This window comes from Mesorhizobium sp. WSM4976 (genome assembly GCF_029625685.1).
Lineage (GTDB): Bacteria > Pseudomonadota > Alphaproteobacteria > Rhizobiales > Rhizobiaceae > Mesorhizobium.
In genome coordinates this window covers 1-13,575 of record NZ_JARTVT010000017.1, presented here as the reverse complement: position 1 = coordinate 13,575, position 13,575 = coordinate 1, and the positions used below count along the sequence as shown (strand labels likewise).

Sequence of the window (13,575 nt, the reverse complement as noted above, 5' to 3'; positions counted from 1 at the left end):
GTTGCGCCAAATGGCTAGAAATTCGCAGGAACCACGAAGAATGCCGCTCGACAGGATTGATATCGCCATTCTGGAGACTTTGCAGAAGGATGGCCGGATCCCCAACGCGGCGCTTGCCGAGAAGGTCGGGCTTTCCCAATCGGCCTGTTCGCGCCGGCTCGACAATCTCGAAAAATCCGGGACCATCCGCGGCTATCACGCCAGGCTGTCCAATTCCGCGCTCGGCCACCAGATGACGGCGATCGTGCACATATCGCTGTCGGGGCAATTCGAGAAGACGCTGTCGGATTTCGAGGCGGCGATCAAGCGCTGCCCGAACGTGCTCTCCTGCCATCTGATGTCGGGCGAATACGACTACATCCTGCGCATCGCGGCGAAAGATCTCGTCGACTATGAGCGCATCCACAAGGAGTGGCTGTCGGCCATGCCGCATGTGACGAAGATCAACTCGTCCTTCGCGCTGCGCGAGATCGTCGACCGCACGGCGGTCGGCTTGCGGCCGGAGATGGCCTAGGGTTCTGGATTCATAACCAGTAGGAGACAGGACCTGCGATATGACAGAAAGAACTACGCTCGCCGAGTCATTGCCGACAAGCTCCGTTATCCGCATCTCGCGCGCCAACTTCGACCCGACTCGGTTTGCCGAGGTTGATGCCGCCAGCAAGAAGACCGCGCAGTACATTATCCCAGCCGTCAGGCGGCTGCCGGGACTCCTCCACTTTTATTCGGGCGTCTCGCCGAAAGGCGAGATGGTCCAAGTTAGCGTCTGGGATACCGACGAGCATGCGGCGCAACTCAACACCCTGAAGGAGATGGTCGTCGACGGCCGCAGGGACATGGAAGCGGTCGGCGTCACTTTCACGCCGATTTTCCACTACCCGATCGATTGGACCTGGACCGTTTAGGCGGGATTCGCCTCCGTCACCACAGTCGTCATCGGAATGTCGTGCGGCTGCGGGTAGATGGTCGGAATGCGCTGCAGTTCGTAGCCGACGCCGATCACCAGCGGCCTGAACGGCATCGCCGCCAGCGTGCGGTCGTAGAAGCCGCCGCCATAGCCCAGCCGGTAGTTGCCGGGATCGATGCCGACGATCGGCGAAATCACGATGTCGGGCAGCACCGGATCGCCTTCGGCCGGAATCGGGATGTTCCAGACACCTTTTTCCAGCCGGTCGCCGGGTCTGTAGGCGCGAAACACCAGCGGCTGACCCTTCTCGATGACGACAGGCAGCGCAGTGCGGCCACCGCGCTCGTTGATCGAAGCCATCCAGCCGCGCAGATCCGGCTCGCCGCGAAACGGCCAATAGAGGCTGACCATCCGGCCGTCTATGTCGCCGATCAGCGCGTCGAGGCCATTGGCGATACGCGCCGACATCGCCGCCCGCGCATCGGCTGAGACGGCAAGGCGGGCGCTGATGAGCCGCTCGCGTTCGGCCTTGCGCCATCGCCTCACATCCGTCCAGTCGGAGAGCGGCTCCCGGTATTCCGGATCGAGTTCATGCATGAAGCAGGGCGGTGATGCGTATTGGGCCGGCCCTTCGTCGTCGCGATTATCAGCCATGATAGGTTCCTGTCGTGGTGTCTCACGCTATACCTGCGGCAGCACGCGCCACATATGCATTCACGACGCCGCGCGACGACTCTGGGGCATGTCTGCTGCCCGGCAAGACGTTGCTGCAGCGCACAAAAAAACCTACATGTCTGGGGTGGTTTTACGCCGCGAGGTGGATCAAATGAGCGAACCCGAGTATCATGTCGTGGTCGTCGGCGCCGGGTTCGGCGGGCTAGAACTCACCCGCGCGCTGGCTGGCGCGCCGGTGCGCATCACCATGATCGACAAGCGCAATCACCACCTGTTCCAGCCGCTGCTTTACCAGGTGGCGACGACGTCGCTGGCGACCTCCGAGGTTGCCTGGCCGATCCGCCATCTCTTACGCAGGCGCAAGGACGTGACGACGCTTCTCGGCACTGTCACCGGCATCGACCGCGCAGGCAAGCGCGTGGTGCTCGAAGACGGCGGCTCGGTTCCCTTTGACACGCTGGTGCTCGCCACGGGCGCGCGCCACGCCTATTTCGGCCATGACGAATGGGAGCCCTTCGCGCCGGGCCTGAAGACAATCGAGGATGCCACCGCAATCCGGCGCCGCATCCTGCTCGCTTTCGAGCAGGCTGAGCGCGAAACCGATCCCGCCAGGCGCCAGGCATTGCTGACGCTGGTCATCGTCGGCGGCGGACCGACTGGCGTCGAGCTCGCCGGCACCATTGTCGAGCTGGCGCATGACACATTGCGCGGTGAATTCCGCAACATCGACACCCGCCAGGCGCGTGTCGTGCTGATCGAAGCCGGCGACCGCATCTTGGCCAATTTCGCGCCACAGCTTTCCGACTATGCCCGCAAGGCCCTGGAACGACTGGGCGTCACCGTCGAGCTCGGACGCCCCGTGACACAACTCGATGCCGAAGGCGTCGTCTTCGGCGACAAGCGCCTGCCGGCAAGGACGATCATCTGGGCGGCCGGCGTTGCCGCTTCGCCGGCGGCCGAATGGCTGGGGACCGCGGCCGACCGGGCGGGCAGGGTGATCGTCGAACCCGACCTTACCGTGCCGGGCAATCCCGACATTTTCGTCATCGGCGACACCGCGCATGTGCTGCGTCCGAATGGAAAGCCCGTGCCCGGGGTGGCGCCTTCCGCCAAGCAGGAGGGCAAGCATGTCGCCGCGACGATCAAGGCGCGCCTTGCCGGCGACACGGCGACACGGCCTTTCCAGTACCGGCATGCCGGGGACCTTGCGACGATCGGCAAACGCGCCGCGGCGATCGATTTCGGCTGGATCAAGCTCACCGGCTGGCTCGCCTGGTGGCTGTGGGGCATCGCGCACATCTATTTTCTGATCGACTTCCGCAACCGTCTCGCGGTTTCGCTTAGCTGGCTATGGATCTACCTGACCGGTCAGCGCAGCGCGCGGCTGATCACGCAGGGCGATGACGACAAAAGCTGATCGCCTCGCCGTTGCCTGCTTGATTGACGCCTCACCTTCTCGTGATCGAAAGGCTTCGAGGGCACATGGACTCGGAAGGTCTTCAGCGCCATGCTCAATGCGCTGGGGGCAGGGGTTGTCGCGTTGTCGAAGAGGAGACGAAAATGTCGCGACTGCCTGTCTTCCGTCCCGAATTCTCCCGTCGCGAATTCCTGGCCGGCATTGCTGCCGGCGGCGCGCTGATCATGCTGCATCCGTTCTCCGCCCACGCCGCGGCCAACCAGGCGCATCTCCGGATCATGGAGACCACCGACATCCATGTGAACCTGCTGCCTTACGATTACTACGCCGACAAAGCGAACGACACGATGGGCCTGTCGCGAACGGCCTCGCTGATCGACGCGGTGCGCAAGGAAGCCGTCAACTCGATGCTGATCGACAATGGCGATCTCCTGCAGGGGAGTCCGATGGGCGACTATGTCGCCTATGAGAGGGGCATGAAGGATGGCGACCTACATCCGGTCATGAAGGGCATGAACCTGCTCGGCTATGAATGCTCGACGCTCGGCAACCATGAATTCAACTACGGCCTTTCCTTCCTCGACAAGGTGCTGGCCGGCGCCAATTTCCCCTTCGTTTGCGCGAACCTGATCCGCGGCACCACGCTTGCCACCAGCCCGCGCGCCGACAAGCTCTATCTCAAGCCCTATGTAATCCTCGACAGGAAGATCAAGGACGGGTCGGGGGCTGAGCAGCCGATCAGGATCGGCGTCATCGGCTTCGTCCCGCCGCAGATCATGGTCTGGGATCTCAAGAACCTCGAAGGCAACGTCCAGACGCGCGACATCGTCGAGGCGGCAAAGGCCTGGGTGCCGCAGATCAGGGAAGAGGGCGCCGACATTATCATCGCGCTTTCGCATTCAGGCATCGATATCAGGCAGGGCGACAAGATGGAGAACGCTTCCTTCTTCGTCGCCGGCGTCGAGGGCATCGACGCAGTCTTCACCGGCCACCAGCATCTGGTCTTCCCCGGCAAGAAGGATTTCCAGGCGCTTCAAGGCGTCGACGCTGAGAACGGCACGCTGCAGGGCAAGCCGGCGGTCATGGGCGGCTTCTGGGGGTCGCATATGGGTCTGATCGATCTGCTTCTGGAGCGCGACGGCTCGAAATGGCAAGTCGTCTCGGCCACCTCCGAGGCGCGGCCGATCTATGAGCGCGTCGACAACAAGAACAAGGCGAAGGTCGGCGACGACAAGCGCATCGCCGCAGCGCTCGAGCAGGACCATCAGGCGACCCTCGCCTATGTCCGCCGCCCCGTCGGCAAGACATCGGCGCCGCTCTATTCCTATTTCGCGCTGGTGGCCGACGATCCGTCCGTGCAGATCGTCAACCAGGCGCAGAGCTGGTATCTCAAGGATATCTTGAAGAGCACCAAGTGGAAGGACGTGCCGCTCCTGTCGGCGGCGGCGCCCTTCAAGGCCGGCGGCCGCAACGGCGCCGACTACTATACCGACGTTCCCGCGGGCAATATCGCCATCAAGAACGTCGCCGATCTCTATCTCTACCCGAACACGGTGCGCGCCGTCGAAATCACCGGCGCCGAGGTGAAGGAATGGCTGGAGATGTCGGCCGGCGTCTTCAACCATATCGAGCCGGGCAAGGCGGACCAGCCCCTGATCAACGCCGATTTCCCATCCTACAACTTCGACGTCATCGACGGCGTCACCTACAGGATCGACCTGTCGCAGCCGCCGAAATACGATGCCAAGGGCGGCGTCGCGAATGCCGGCTCCACCCGTATCGTCGATTTGAAATTCGACGGCAGGCCGATTGATCCGGCAGCGAAATTCGTCGTCGCCACCAACAACTATCGTGCCGGCGGCGGCGGCAATTTCCCCGGCATCAATGCCTCCCGGATCATCTACGAGGCGCCGGACACCAACCGCGACGTGATCGTGCGCTATGTCGTCAGCGAGGGCACGATCAATCCATCCGCCGACGACAACTGGTCGTTCGCGCCGATGCCCGGCGCCAGCGTCGTCTTCGAGACGGGACCGAGGGCCAAGGATTTCATCGCCGAGGTCAAGTCCTTGAAGATCGAGCCGGCCGGCAGCGGCGAGGCAGGGTTCGCCAGATATCGCATCACGCTTTGACGCTGTGCCACCTCGCGCGACCGTCTGGGTGGGCTGGTCACGGCGCTGTTGTCGAGTGCTTAGTGACCGGCGCGTAGCAAGCGGCACGGCGCAAAAAGCCGTGAACTCGAAGGACCGCCGCCGCTCCGCACTGGTTCCAGCCGTCCACATGCGCTAGTTTTAGCCATGCGTTATGTAATCGTCATCGCAGCCATTGCCTTCTTCCTGATCTGGGATGGCCTCTACAATCATGGTCACTATCTCGACGTGACCGTGCGGGAAATGTCGCGCATCGTGCGCCAAGTTACCGGATAAAGCCTTGCCGGTTGCATATCGCGGGCGCGACATCATTTCCGGTTGACGCTCACGCGTCGCTTCCACAAATACACCGCTGAACCGACGACCATGGAGGCTGGCTTGATCCGGCACATCGTTTTCTTCAGCGTGCGGCGCAAGGAAGATGTCGAGGCTGTGCGCTCGGGCCTGCTGGCGCTGAGCAAAATTCCGCATTCGAAGCATTTCGAAGTAACGCTCAACACCAAGGTCGATCTGTTCTCCAACGCGATCGACGTGGTCGTCTATGCCGAGTTCGAGGACGACGCGGCGCTTGCCGCTTACAAGGCGCATCCGATTTATGCCGATACGACCAGCAAGGTGAAGCCGCTGCGCGAACTGCGCTATTCGGCCGATGTCGTGGCCGCGGCCTGAACCGGCGAAGCGTGCACTCTCGGCCCGGCGCCCTTGAACCGGGGGTCGGAATAGGGCAAACCGCGCCGGTATGATCAAAAAATCAGCTCATCCGCTCGACCACCTCGTGCTGCCGACAGGGAGCCTCGATGCCGTCCGGGCGCGCCTGACGTCGCTCGGCTTTGTCGTCGCGCCCACGGGCATCCACCCGTTCGGCACGGAGAATGCCTGCGTCTTTTTCGTCGACGGCACCTATCTGGAGCCGCTGGCGGTCGGAAATGAACAGACGGCGGACCTCGCCATAAGCGAAGGCAATGTCTTCGTCGCGCGGGACCGCCTCTACCGCCAAGCCCTTGGCGATGAAGGTTTTTCCGCGGTCGTCTTCGGAACGGCCGATGCCGATGCCGATCATGCGCGCTATGTCGAGGCCGGTCTTTCGGCCGGCGAGATGCTGAGCTTCTCGCGCGCCTTTACCGACGCAAACGGCAAAAGCGACATGGCTTCCTTCAAGCTGGCATTCGTATCCGACAAGGAGGCCGACGAGGCCTTCCTCTTCGCCTGCCAGCGCATCAACGCGCCCAAGATTGATCGCACGGCGCTGCAGGCGCACGCCAATGGCGTGACGGGTATTCTCGAAATCATCGCCGTCAGCGACAGGCCCGTGGCGCAGATCGGATTGATCGCGACCGCCGCCGAAGCTGACGCCGGCGATGGCGATGCCGTGCGGCTGCCGAATGCAGTCCTCAGCGTTCTTTCGTCCGAACGCTATGGCTCGCGCTTTGGCCTGACAGTCGCGCCATCGCCGAACCTGCGCTTCACGGCCATTGTCTTCTCGATCCGCGACAAGGCTGCCGCCAGGCACCTGTTTGCAGACAACGCAGTCCGACACAACATGAGCGGCAATGATATCGTCGTTCCGCCGGCGCCCGGGCAGGGCGCCGCCTTCATCTTCCGGGAGACCCCATGAGCATTCCCCTGGCGCCCAATTCATCGGTAACGGTCGGCAAGGTCGTCTTCGCCAACAATGCGCCGCTGTCGCTGATCGCCGGCCCATGCCAGCTTGAATCGCGCCAGCATGCTTTCGACATGGCCGGCGCGCTGAAGGAACTGACGGACCGGCTGGGTATCGGCCTCGTCTACAAGACCAGCTACGACAAAGCCAACCGCACCTCGCTTTCGGCGACGCGCGGTGCGGGCCTCGACGCCGCGATGCCGATCTTCGACGATCTGCGCAAGGAATTTGAACTCCCGGTGCTGACCGACGTGCACACCGAGGAACAATGCACTGTTGTCGCGCCCCATGTCGATGTCCTGCAGATCCCGGCCTTTCTGTCGCGGCAGACCGACATGCTGGTCGCCGCGGCCAGGACCGGCAAGGTCATCAATGTGAAGAAGGGCCAGTTCCTCGCGCCCTGGGACATGAAGAATGTCGTCGCTAAGATCACCGGCTCCGGCAATGCGAACGTGCTTGCCACCGAGCGCGGCGTCTCGTTCGGCTACAACACGCTGGTCTCGGACATGCGCGCCTTGCCGATCATGGCCGAGATCGGCGCTCCGGTGATCTTCGACGCGACCCATTCCGTGCAGCAGCCGGGCGGGCAGGGCGGCTCCTCCGGCGGCGAGCGGCGCTTCGTCGCAACGCTGGCGCGTGCGGCCGTTGCCGTCGGTGTGGCCGGTGTCTTCATCGAGACCCATCAGGACCCCGACAACTCGACATCCTCCGATGGTCCGAACATGGTCCCGTTGAAGGACATGCCGGCGCTGCTGGAAAAGCTGATGGCCTTCGATCGCATCGCCAAGGGGCACTAGTCTCGGACGGCAAGATTGCCGCATACGGCGTAACATAATGGTCGCTTTATCCTCACCGACAGCAGAGCAAGGTCGTCGGGAACCTTAGCGCGCTCCTCTCATTGTCAATGCAGACATTTCAAACGAGAGGAGCACCATCATGACCACCCCGTCCGGGCATACCGAAGCCATCGCCGCCTCGCGCGTTATCGGCACATCGGTTTACAACACCGCAGGCGACAGCATCGGCAGTATTGAAGACGTCATGCTCGACAAGATGTCGAACGGCATCATGTTCGCAGTGATCGGTTTCGGCGGCTTTCTCGGCATGGGCGAGAAGTATCACGCCGTTCCATGGGCGACGCTCGACTATGACGAGAACAAAGGCGGCTATGTCGTGCCGTTCACCAAGGAGCAACTCCAAGCCGCGCCCGCCTATTCGATCGAGGAACTGACCGGCGCGGACGGCGAAGCCGCACGCGATGCGTCATTCCAGTATTATCACGTGAAGCCCTATTGGCATTGACCGCTTGATAGGTGCACTGAAAGCCAACCGCTCCCGGGCAAAACCCGGAGGCGGTTGGCTTTTTGAACTACTGCGCCGCTTGGAGCGTGGACAATTCCATCGAACTCTGCTGCGGCTTCTGATCGTCGCATGACGTCAGGAATGCTGCCGCGATCAGGAACAAACTCACGATACCGCTCAACTGGGACATGGCGAAACTCCTCCTGTTTCGCCCCGCGCGAACGCGACCATAGATCAGAAGGCCACGCGATGCGCATGACTTATGATGACAAAAATTTGCGCTTCGTGAATCCGGCCCGCGGCAATAATTGCGGCGCCGCCGATTGCCTTTTGCGCCGCTTTGGCTAAGAGGAGCGCGACGCTTCAATCGATCAATCGGGGACATCGCAAATGACCGCCATCATCGACATTGTCGGGCGTGAAATCCTGGACAGCCGTGGCAATCCGACCGTCGAGGTGGACGTGGTGCTGGAGGACGGCTCGATGGGCCGCGCCGCGGTGCCATCCGGGGCATCCACCGGCGCGCATGAGGCGGTTGAACTGCGTGATGGCGGGCCACGCTATCTCGGCAAGGGCGTGCAGCGCGCCGTCGAAGCGGTGAACGGCGAGCTGTTCGAGGCGATCGGCGGCATGGAAGCCGAAAACCAGATCCATATCGACCAGACGATGATCGAGCTCGATGGCACGCCGAACAAGAGCCGCCTAGGCGCCAACGCCATCCTCGGTGTATCGCTGGCGGTCGCCAAGGCCGCGGCCGAAGCCGCGGGGCTGCCGCTCTACCGCTATGTCGGCGGCGCCAAGGCGCATATCCTGCCGGTGCCGATGATGAACATCATCAATGGCGGCGCCCATGCCGACAACCCGATCGATTTCCAGGAGTTCATGATACTGCCGGTCGGCGCGCCGACGCTGCGCGACGGCGTGCGCTGGGGCTCCGAGATTTTCCACACGCTGCGCAAGAAGCTGAAGGATGCCGGCCACAACACGAATGTCGGCGACGAGGGCGGCTTCGCTCCCAACCTGAAGAGCGCGCCGTCGGCTCTTGATTTCATCATGGAATCGATCGAGAAGGCCGGCTTCAAGCCGGGCGAGGATGTCGCGCTCGGCCTCGACTGCGCGGCGACCGAGTTCTTCAAGGACGGCAACTACGTCTATGAAGGTGAGAAGAAGACCCGCGATCCGAAGGCCCAGGCCAAGTACCTGGCCAAGTTGGCTGCCGACTATCCGATCATCACCATCGAGGACGGCCTTGCCGAGGACGACTGGGAAGGCTGGAAATATCTGACCGACCTGATCGGCAAGAAGACCCAGCTCGTCGGCGACGACCTCTTCGTCACCAACACGGCGCGGCTGCGCGACGGCATCCGTATGGGCGTCGCCAATTCGATCCTGGTCAAGGTCAACCAGATCGGCTCGCTGACCGAGGCTCTCGACGCGGTCGAGACCGCGCATAAGGCCGGCTACACCGCCGTCATGTCGCATCGCTCAGGCGAGACCGAGGATTCGACCATCGCCGACCTCGCGGTCGCCACCAATTGCGGACAGATCAAGACCGGCTCGTTGTCACGTTCGGACCGCATGGCCAAGTACAACCAGCTCATCCGCATCGAGGAAGAGCTCGGCAAGCAGGCGCGTTACGCTGGCAAGTCGGTGGTCAAGGGCTGATCCAGCCTGTTTGAAACAGTTTGGAAAGGGCGGGGCATCCCGCCCTTTTTCGTTTCCGGTCCCCGAGAGAGGTCGCCCGTAACCGTCCATTAAGTACAATCGGGCGAAATACGACTCATGGCCGCTTGCGTTCGCGGCCGCGAGGGGTTCGGGTCATGTGGACACGTCAGCACAAGCAGAGAAACACCGGCAGGCTGATCATTCCTTCGCTCTGCGTGCTGTTCCTGGCCTATTTCGGCTTCCATGCCTATCACGGCGAATTCGGCATCTATTCCAAATACCGCTTTGAAGCTCGCAAGGCCGAGTTGCAGGCGCAGCTCGATGCTGTCAAGGCGCGCCGGATCGACTTCGAGCGCCGTGTCCAGCTGATGCATGAAGGCTCGCTGGAGAAGGATATGCTTGACGAGCAGGCACGAAAGGCGCTCAATCTGTCCCAGCCCGACGAAATCACCATCATGCTGCCCGCTCAGACGAAATAACCGAATTTCGGTTAATCGAGCTTATTCGTAATGATTCTAATTGCTTAGATGCATGCCAGCCATGCATTTTTCGGCATGGCGCAATGCATCCTTGCATGTTAGCCTCGCGCAAATCGGTGGAGAGACCTTTCGCTCTCCCTGAATGTCCGCAAAGAGACGCCAACAGGGAGTGATGCATGGCCACCGCCGCCAAAAAAGCGCCCGCCAAATCCAGATCCGACAACAAATCCAGATCCGACAAGCAGCCCAATCTGTCAGCGCCCAAACCCGCTGATTTCACCAAGGAAGAAGAGCTCTCGGCCTACCGGCATATGCTCTTGATCCGCCGCTTCGAGGAGAAGGCCGGCCAGCTTTACGGCATGGGTTTCATCGGCGGCTTCTGCCATCTCTATATCGGCCAGGAGGCCGTCGTCACCGGCATGAAGATGGCGCTGGTCGAAGGCGACCAGATGATCACCGCCTATCGCGACCACGGCCACATGCTGGCGATGGACCTGTCGCCGCGCGGCGTCATGGCCGAGCTCACCGGCCGCCGCGGCGGCCTGTCCAAGGGCAAGGGCGGCTCCATGCACATGTTCTCCAAGGAGAAGCATTTCTATGGCGGCCACGGCATTGTCGGCGCCCAGGTGTCGCTCGGGACCGGTCTCGCCTTCGCCAATCGCTACCGCGACAACAAGAACGTCTCGCTGACCTATTTCGGCGACGGCGCCGCCAACCAGGGCCAGGTCTATGAAAGCTTCAACATGGCCTCGCTGTGGAAACTGCCGGTGATCTACATCATCGAGAACAACCGCTACGCCATGGGCACGTCCGTGTCGCGCTCGTCGGCCGAGACCGACTTCTCGCATCGCGGCGCCTCCTTCAAGATCCCCGGCATCCAGGTCGACGGCATGGACGTCCGCGCCGTGAAGTCGGCCGCCGACATCGCCACCGAATGGTGCCGCGCCGGCAACGGGCCGCTGATCCTGGAAATGCAGACCTACCGCTACCGCGGCCATTCGATGTCCGACCCGGCGAAGTACCGCTCCAAGGAGGAGGTGCAGAAGATGCGCTCCGAGCACGACCCGATCGAGCAGGTTCGGGTGCGGCTGCTCGACAAGAAATGGGCAAGCGAGGACGAGCTCAAGGCCATCGACAAGGAAGTCCGCGACATCGTCGCCGACGCCGCCGAATTCGCCCAGAACGACGCCGAGCCGGATCCGTCCGAGCTCTGGACCGACATCGTACTCTAAGGAGAGGGCAAGGACATGCCGATCGAAATTCTCATGCCCGCGCTCTCGCCGACGATGGAAGAGGGCAATCTTTCCAAATGGCTGAAGAACGAAGGCGACAAGGTCGTCGCCGGTGACGTGATCGCGGAGATCGAGACCGACAAGGCGACGATGGAGGTCGAAGCCGTCGACGAAGGCACGCTCGCCAAGATCGTCGTTCCGGCCGGCACTGAGGGCGTCAAGGTCAACGCGGTGATCGCCGTGCTCGCGGTCGACGGTGAAGACGTCGACAAGGCCGGCGAAGGTGTCGGTGAAGAACCGCCGGCCAAGGCTGAAGCCGCGCCGGCGCCTGCTGCCGCCAAGAGCGATGCTCCGACCCCTGTCGCCGCCGCGCCGAAGACGGAAGTCGCGGCCGACCCGGACGTTCCCGCCGGCACCGAGATGGTTTCGACCACGGTGCGCGAGGCGCTCCGCGACGCCATGGCCGAGGAGATGCGCCGCGATGGCGATGTCTTCGTCATGGGCGAGGAGGTCGCCGAATACCAGGGCGCCTACAAGATCACGCAGGGCCTGTTGCAGGAATTCGGGCCGCGTCGCGTCGTCGATACCCCGATCACCGAGCACGGCTTTGCCGGCGTCGGCGTCGGCGCGGCGATGGCGGGCTTAAAGCCGATCGTCGAGTTCATGACCTTCAACTTCGCCATGCAGGCGATCGACCAGATCATCAACTCGGCCGCCAAGACGCTTTACATGTCCGGCGGCCAGATGGGCGCGCCGATCGTCTTCCGCGGCCCGAACGGCGCCGCAGCCCGCGTCGCGGCACAGCACTCGCAGTGCTACGCCGCCTGGTACAGCCATATCCCCGGCCTGAAGGTGGTGATGCCCTACACGGCTGCCGACGCCAAGGGCCTGCTCAAGGCTGCGATCCGGGATCCGAACCCGGTCATCTTCCTCGAGAACGAGATCCTCTACGGCCATTCCTTCGAGGTGCCGAAGCTCGACGATTTCGTGCTGCCGATCGGCAAGGCGCGTATCCACAAGCAGGGCAAGGACGTCACGCTAGTCTCCTTCGGCATCGGCATGACCTATGCCGTCAAGGCGGAAGCCGAGCTGCGTGGCATGGGCATCGATGCCGAGATCATCGATCTCCGGACCATCCGGCCGCTCGACTTCGACACGATCATCGCCTCGGTGAAGAAGACCAACCGCCTCGTTGTGGTGGAAGAAGGTTTTCCGCAGAACTCGGTTGGCGACCACATCGCCAACCAAGTCTCGCAGCGCGCCTTCGACTTCCTCGATGCGCCGGTGATCACCATCGCTGGCAAGGACGTGCCGATGCCCTATGCGGCGAACCTCGAAAAGCTGGCGCTGCCCAATGTCGGCGAGGTCGTCGATGCCGTCAAAGCCGTTACCTATCGCTAAGCCGGTCGGGAGGACATCATGCCAATCAACATCACCATGCCGGCGCTCTCTCCGACGATGGAAGAGGGCAATTTGTCGAAATGGCTGGTCAAGGAAGGCGACAAGGTTTCGCCCGGCGACGTGATCGCCGAGATCGAAACCGACAAGGCGACGATGGAAGTCGAAGCCGTCGATGAAGGCACGGTCGCCAAGCTGGTGGTTCCGGCCGGCACCGAAGGCGTCAAGGTCAACGCACTGATCGCCATCCTGGCCGGCGAGGGCGAGGATGCCGGCGCCGCAGCCAAGAGCGGTGGCAGCGCCGTGCCAAAGGCCGAAGCGCCGAAGGCGGATGCTCCGAAGGCCGAAGCCACCAAGGAGCCACCCAAGCCAGCAGCCGCGGCGCCCGCGCCGGCGAAGGCCGAGCCTGCTCCCGTCGCCAACGGCCACGCCGCCGGCGATCGTGTATTCGCGTCGCCGCTGGCCCGCCGCATCGCCAAGGATGCCGGCGTCGACGTGACGGCGCTGACGGGTTCCGGTCCGCATGGCCGCGTGGTGAAGGTCGACGTCGAGGCGGCGATCTCTTCCGGCGGCGCCAAGGCGACGCCTGCCGCGAAAGGGCCGGCCGGCGCTCCGTCCGTTCCGGCGCCCGCGTCCAAGCCGATGTCGGACGATCAGGTGCTGAAGCTGTTCGCGGAAGGCTCCTACGAG

The 13,575-nt window shown here is 62.8% G+C and carries 16 protein-coding genes; 14 read left to right on the top strand and 2 right to left on the bottom strand.

The genetic code is table 11. The annotated features are described in order from the left end of the window. The first annotated feature begins 40 nt into the window (after nucleotides 1-40). Both P9272_RS20635 and P9272_RS20630 read left to right on the top strand, forming a co-directional pair. Nucleotides 41-514, top strand: a complete 474-nt coding sequence (locus P9272_RS20635; protein ID WP_040994689.1) for an Lrp/AsnC family transcriptional regulator — start codon at nucleotides 41-43, stop codon at nucleotides 512-514. A gap of 40 nt (nucleotides 515-554) precedes the next feature. Beyond that, a complete protein-coding gene (locus P9272_RS20630) occupies nucleotides 555-905 on the top strand; it encodes a hypothetical protein (RefSeq protein WP_128260655.1) in 351 nt (116 codons plus the stop codon). On the opposite strand, the gene P9272_RS20625 is transcribed toward P9272_RS20630, so the two are convergent. Then, nucleotides 902-1,561, bottom strand: a complete 660-nt coding sequence (locus P9272_RS20625) for a 5-formyltetrahydrofolate cyclo-ligase (protein ID WP_278161975.1) — start codon at nucleotides 1,559-1,561, stop codon at nucleotides 902-904. The two genes, P9272_RS20630 and P9272_RS20625, sit on opposite strands and share 4 nt — an antisense overlap. A 172-nt stretch (nucleotides 1,562-1,733) precedes the next feature. On the opposite strand from P9272_RS20625, the gene P9272_RS20620 reads away from it, so the two are divergent. The 7 genes from P9272_RS20620 (at nucleotide 1,734) to P9272_RS20590 (ending at nucleotide 8,111) form a co-directional block, all read left to right on the top strand. Then, complete coding sequence (locus P9272_RS20620) at nucleotides 1,734-2,999, top strand: NAD(P)/FAD-dependent oxidoreductase (RefSeq protein ID WP_278161974.1); 1,266 nt, start codon at nucleotides 1,734-1,736, stop codon at nucleotides 2,997-2,999. A gap of 143 nt (nucleotides 3,000-3,142) precedes the next feature. After that, on the top strand, nucleotides 3,143-5,131 hold the full coding sequence (locus P9272_RS20615) for a bifunctional 2',3'-cyclic-nucleotide 2'-phosphodiesterase/3'-nucleotidase (RefSeq protein WP_278161973.1): 1,989 nt from the start codon (nucleotides 3,143-3,145) through the stop codon (nucleotides 5,129-5,131). Nucleotides 5,132-5,296: 165 nt separating this feature from the next. Then, nucleotides 5,297-5,425, top strand: a complete 129-nt coding sequence (locus tag P9272_RS20610) for a hypothetical protein (RefSeq protein ID WP_278161972.1) — start codon at nucleotides 5,297-5,299, stop codon at nucleotides 5,423-5,425. 102 nt (nucleotides 5,426-5,527) lie between these two features. Beyond that, nucleotides 5,528-5,818, top strand: a complete 291-nt coding sequence (locus P9272_RS20605; protein ID WP_128260651.1) for a Dabb family protein — start codon at nucleotides 5,528-5,530, stop codon at nucleotides 5,816-5,818. Nucleotides 5,819-5,888: 70 nt separating this feature from the next. Next, nucleotides 5,889-6,764 carry a VOC family protein gene (locus P9272_RS20600; protein WP_128260650.1) on the top strand — a complete coding sequence of 292 codons (876 nt, stop codon included), beginning with the start codon at nucleotides 5,889-5,891 and terminating at the stop codon, nucleotides 6,762-6,764. After that, nucleotides 6,761-7,606: a 3-deoxy-8-phosphooctulonate synthase gene (gene kdsA / locus P9272_RS20595; protein ID WP_278161971.1), complete on the top strand. Its 846-nt coding sequence runs from the start codon at nucleotides 6,761-6,763 to the stop codon at nucleotides 7,604-7,606. Before P9272_RS20600 ends, kdsA begins: the two co-directional genes overlap by 4 nt. Before the next feature lie 139 nt (nucleotides 7,607-7,745). After that, nucleotides 7,746-8,111: a PRC-barrel domain-containing protein gene (locus tag P9272_RS20590; protein WP_128260648.1), complete on the top strand. Its 366-nt coding sequence runs from the start codon at nucleotides 7,746-7,748 to the stop codon at nucleotides 8,109-8,111. Between the two features lie 67 nt (nucleotides 8,112-8,178). On the opposite strand, the gene P9272_RS20585 is transcribed toward P9272_RS20590, so the two are convergent. Then, nucleotides 8,179-8,301, bottom strand: coding sequence for a hypothetical protein (locus P9272_RS20585; RefSeq protein ID WP_278161970.1), 123 nt, complete (start codon nucleotides 8,299-8,301; stop codon nucleotides 8,179-8,181). Between the two features lie 200 nt (nucleotides 8,302-8,501). On the opposite strand from P9272_RS20585, the gene eno reads away from it, so the two are divergent. From eno to P9272_RS20560, 5 genes are all read left to right on the top strand, one after another. Continuing rightward, a complete protein-coding gene (eno, locus tag P9272_RS20580) occupies nucleotides 8,502-9,776 on the top strand; it encodes a phosphopyruvate hydratase (protein WP_278161969.1) in 1,275 nt (424 codons plus the stop codon). 155 nt (nucleotides 9,777-9,931) lie between these two features. Then, the gene (locus tag P9272_RS20575; protein ID WP_278161968.1) at nucleotides 9,932-10,255 is read left to right on the top strand and encodes a septum formation initiator family protein; all 324 of its coding nucleotides are present in this window, start codon (nucleotides 9,932-9,934) and stop codon (nucleotides 10,253-10,255) included. Nucleotides 10,256-10,431: 176 nt separating this feature from the next. Then, nucleotides 10,432-11,487 carry a pyruvate dehydrogenase (acetyl-transferring) E1 component subunit alpha gene (gene pdhA / locus P9272_RS20570; protein ID WP_278161967.1) on the top strand — a complete coding sequence of 352 codons (1,056 nt, stop codon included), beginning with the start codon at nucleotides 10,432-10,434 and terminating at the stop codon, nucleotides 11,485-11,487. 15 nt (nucleotides 11,488-11,502) lie between these two features. Continuing rightward, complete coding sequence (locus tag P9272_RS20565) at nucleotides 11,503-12,888, top strand: pyruvate dehydrogenase complex E1 component subunit beta (protein ID WP_278161966.1); 1,386 nt, start codon at nucleotides 11,503-11,505, stop codon at nucleotides 12,886-12,888. An 18-nt stretch (nucleotides 12,889-12,906) separates the two neighbouring features. After that, on the top strand, nucleotides 12,907-13,575 hold a 669-nt coding region (locus tag P9272_RS20560), incomplete at its 3' end, for a biotin/lipoyl-containing protein (protein WP_278161965.1).

Excerpts from the sequence above, each read along its gene's own strand:
- P9272_RS20635 (WP_040994689.1), top strand. The coding sequence starts at position 41 with ATGCCGCTCGACAGGATTGATATCGCCATTCTGGAGACTTTGCAGAAG.
- P9272_RS20630 (WP_128260655.1), top strand. The coding sequence starts at position 555 with ATGACAGAAAGAACTACGCTCGCCGAGTCATTGCCGACAAGCTCCGTT.
- P9272_RS20625 (WP_278161975.1), bottom strand. The coding sequence starts at position 1,561 with ATGGCTGATAATCGCGACGACGAAGGGCCGGCCCAATACGCATCACCG.
- P9272_RS20620 (WP_278161974.1), top strand. The coding sequence starts at position 1,734 with ATGAGCGAACCCGAGTATCATGTCGTGGTCGTCGGCGCCGGGTTCGGC.
- P9272_RS20615 (WP_278161973.1), top strand. The coding sequence starts at position 3,143 with ATGTCGCGACTGCCTGTCTTCCGTCCCGAATTCTCCCGTCGCGAATTC.
- P9272_RS20610 (WP_278161972.1), top strand. The coding sequence starts at position 5,297 with ATGCGTTATGTAATCGTCATCGCAGCCATTGCCTTCTTCCTGATCTGG.
- P9272_RS20600 (WP_128260650.1), top strand. The coding sequence starts at position 5,889 with ATGATCAAAAAATCAGCTCATCCGCTCGACCACCTCGTGCTGCCGACA.
- kdsA (WP_278161971.1), top strand. The coding sequence starts at position 6,761 with ATGAGCATTCCCCTGGCGCCCAATTCATCGGTAACGGTCGGCAAGGTC.
- P9272_RS20590 (WP_128260648.1), top strand. The coding sequence starts at position 7,746 with ATGACCACCCCGTCCGGGCATACCGAAGCCATCGCCGCCTCGCGCGTT.
- P9272_RS20585 (WP_278161970.1), bottom strand. The coding sequence starts at position 8,301 with ATGTCCCAGTTGAGCGGTATCGTGAGTTTGTTCCTGATCGCGGCAGCA.
- eno (WP_278161969.1), top strand. The coding sequence starts at position 8,502 with ATGACCGCCATCATCGACATTGTCGGGCGTGAAATCCTGGACAGCCGT.
- P9272_RS20575 (WP_278161968.1), top strand. The coding sequence starts at position 9,932 with ATGTGGACACGTCAGCACAAGCAGAGAAACACCGGCAGGCTGATCATT.
- pdhA (WP_278161967.1), top strand. The coding sequence starts at position 10,432 with ATGGCCACCGCCGCCAAAAAAGCGCCCGCCAAATCCAGATCCGACAAC.
- P9272_RS20565 (WP_278161966.1), top strand. The coding sequence starts at position 11,503 with ATGCCGATCGAAATTCTCATGCCCGCGCTCTCGCCGACGATGGAAGAG.